At 41.7% G+C, this 2,636-nt stretch carries 4 protein-coding genes; 2 read left to right on the forward strand and 2 right to left on the reverse strand.

Annotated elements, in window-relative coordinates:
* Window positions 1–563 (reverse strand): LytR/AlgR family response regulator transcription factor (locus AB5642_RS18905; protein ID WP_368371846.1); only part of this gene is annotated, 563 nt, incomplete at its 3' end.
* A gap of 165 nt (window positions 564–728) precedes the next feature.
* Here AB5642_RS18905 and AB5642_RS18910 point away from each other — a divergent pair.
* Both AB5642_RS18910 and AB5642_RS18915 read left to right on the forward strand, forming a co-directional pair.
* Window positions 729–1,286 (forward strand): biotin transporter BioY, encoded by a 558-nt coding sequence (locus tag AB5642_RS18910; RefSeq protein WP_118577975.1) that lies wholly within the window; start codon window positions 729–731, stop codon window positions 1,284–1,286.
* Entirely contained in the window at window positions 1,270–1,686 is a 417-nt protein-coding gene (locus AB5642_RS18915) for a DUF1284 domain-containing protein (RefSeq protein WP_330590285.1), read from the forward strand. Before AB5642_RS18910 ends, AB5642_RS18915 begins: the two co-directional genes overlap by 17 nt.
* Window positions 1,687–1,765: 79 nt before the next feature.
* Here the strand turns inward: AB5642_RS18915 and AB5642_RS18920 are convergent.
* The coding region (locus AB5642_RS18920; RefSeq protein ID WP_368371848.1) for a leucine-rich repeat domain-containing protein at window positions 1,766–2,636 on the reverse strand (871 nt) is incomplete at its 5' end.

A 2,636-nucleotide genomic window follows, 5' to 3' on the forward strand; every position in this document is an offset into this window, starting at 1 on the left:
CCGAAAAAATGAGAATCCAGCTTTTTTTCCAATTCGCTTAAGGTCATTTTCAGGGTGATAGTCTGTTGACTGTGAATCGTAATATAATTGCTGTTTACCTCTGCATAATTGATCTGACAGATTGGCAGACGAATCATCTCACCCTGACTGATTATGTTAAGAACCTTCTCATTTTTGATAAGCTTCGTGACTGCACGGTCAAGAACTGTAAAGAACTTCTCTTCTTGTAGAGGCTTCATCAGATAGTGAAGGGCATCTACTTCATATCCGTCAGAAATATAGTCTGCGTATCCGGTGATGAATATAATTTGTACGGTATGATTATCCTGCCGCAGCTTCCTTGCCATGGTAACACCATCCATAGCGCCCATTTCTATATCAAGGAGAAGGATGTCAAAATCTTTTTTCTCGGCATAATGAAACAAAAAATTTTCGGCTGATGTAAATTCTGAAATCTGTATATGATAACTGTTATGACTGCCCCATATTTCGCACAGAGAAGAAAGATAATTTCTGTCTGTGGCAAGGTCATCACAAATTGCAATTTTATATGTTTGACACAATTTTTTAATCCTCCATTTTACAGAAGTATAGCACGTATGCGGGAAACATGTCCAGATTCTTCACGAAGAGAATTGTAAACCAAAAATAAATAATAGGTTGACAATTGTAACGTAACTGTGTTAGATTGTATCTGACAAAAATAATATTTACTCGAGGAGGAGAATATGAGTACCGTAACCGCAACAAAGACAAAAACATACGACCTGGCATACATAGCTATTTTCGCCGTACTGATCGCAATCTGTTCCTGGATTTCCATTCCGATGACAGTGCCGTTTACATTACAGACATTTGGTGTATTTATGGCTGTTGGTGTGCTTGGTGGAAAGAGAGGCAGCCTGGCTGTACTGGTTTACATTTTACTTGGAGTTATTGGTGTTCCCGTATTTGCAGGATTTTCAGGAGGACTTGGTATTCTTCTTAACAATACCGGCGGTTACATCATCGGATTTCTTTTCTCCGCCCTGGTAATGTGGGCAATGGAATCCCTCTGGGGCAAAAAGCCTGTTATTCAGATTCTTTCCATGGTAGTCGGCCTGATCGTCTGCTATGCAATGGGAACTATCTGGTTTATGGTTGTATACACACGTACAACAGGAGCTGTTGGAATTGGAACCGTACTGGGCTGGTGCGTAATTCCATTTATCATTCCTGATCTTGTGAAGATTGCTTTGGCATTTGTTTTGTCCAGAAGGGTACGCAAGCTTGTACCAATGCAGTAAAAAAGAACGTCAGACATATCCCATTCGCCCTCATCACGGGATGTGCCTGGCGTTTTTTATCGGAAACGGCTACAGCACTGGATTTACAGCCCATATGCAGGAAATGCTGGAGCTTTTTACAAAAGGGGCAGATGTTTGTCTCACAGTAAAAACTGACGAAATCTGCTCAGCCTGTCCAAACAATAGCCAGGGAATCTGCGAGGCAGCCGAGAAGGTGAAAAGATATGACAATGCAGTGCTGGCAGAATGCGGCTTAAAAGAAGGTCAGAAACTTGCATTCCCGGAATTTACCGAAGTAGTACAGAAAAAAATCATTGAAACGGGAAAAAGAACGAAAATCTGCGGCGATTGCCAGTGGAACCGGATCTGCCAGGAACAGCCGAGTCGGTGGAGTAAATAAAGCAGCTCTCGCGGAAAAATACAGAGAACCGGATATCCAGCACTTTGCGGAATCCGGTTCTTTGTGTTTTAAAGATTATTTATTTGACTTTAGCTTTTTTATTAAGTCCCCGTTTCTTAAGGATCTGGTTATAAAGAACTTTCTGCTTTTTCGGAACTTTTACAGTAGCTTTTGGACTTGTATTTTTGAATGCGTTTTTGCCAATGTTCTTTAATGTAAGCCGGCTGGATTTGATGGTAATGGAAGTAAGTTTTTTGCAGCCGTAGAATGCATTTTTACCTATTCTTACAATATTCTGACCAATTACCACTTTTTTCAGCTTACGGTTATTTTTGAAAGCATTGGTGGAAATTTCAGTTACTTTGTAGGTGGCACCTTTTATTTTTATTGTAGTTGGAATGGTGACACTGGTTTTTACTTTATTTCCAATAAAGGCAACTGTCTGGCTGGAAGAACGGCTGCTTGTAACTTTGTATATGTTTCCAGTTTTTTTATCTGTAATTTTTGTTCCAACTGAAACGGATGGAGTCGGTGTTACAGTTGGGGCAGAAGTGATTGCCGGTGTTGGTGTGGCTGTTGGAACCGGAGTCACGGTTGGCATTGGAAGCTTGGCAATTGTCTCAGTTCTCGTTACACCACAAACAGTACAGGTGTATGTTTTTACGCCTTCTTCTGCAATTGTTGCAGGTTTGGTGATTACACCGTTATTCCAGGTGTGCTTGCCGGAAGCAGGAATTTCAGTTATATCTTTTTTGCTGTCACAGCGTGTGCAGTGATGGCTCTTGCTGCCGACTGTTTCGCAGGCAGCAGCGGTATCGATAGTCCAGTCGGAACTGTAGTTGTGACCCAGAGCTGCGACTGCCTCAGTCCTTGTTTTGCCACAGGCATTGCAGGTAAAGGTTTTTACACCCTCATCAGTACAGGTAGGCTCAGTGGTAATTGCACCATCA

Origin of the sequence: Ruminococcus sp. 1001136sp1_2201st1_G3_2201SCRN_220225 (assembly GCF_040924365.1) — a bacterium.
Classification (GTDB): Bacteria; Bacillota; Clostridia; order Lachnospirales; family Lachnospiraceae; genus Blautia_A; species Blautia_A faecis.

Excerpts from the sequence above, each read along its gene's own strand:
- AB5642_RS18910 (WP_118577975.1), top strand. The coding sequence starts at position 729 with ATGAGTACCGTAACCGCAACAAAGACAAAAACATACGACCTGGCATAC.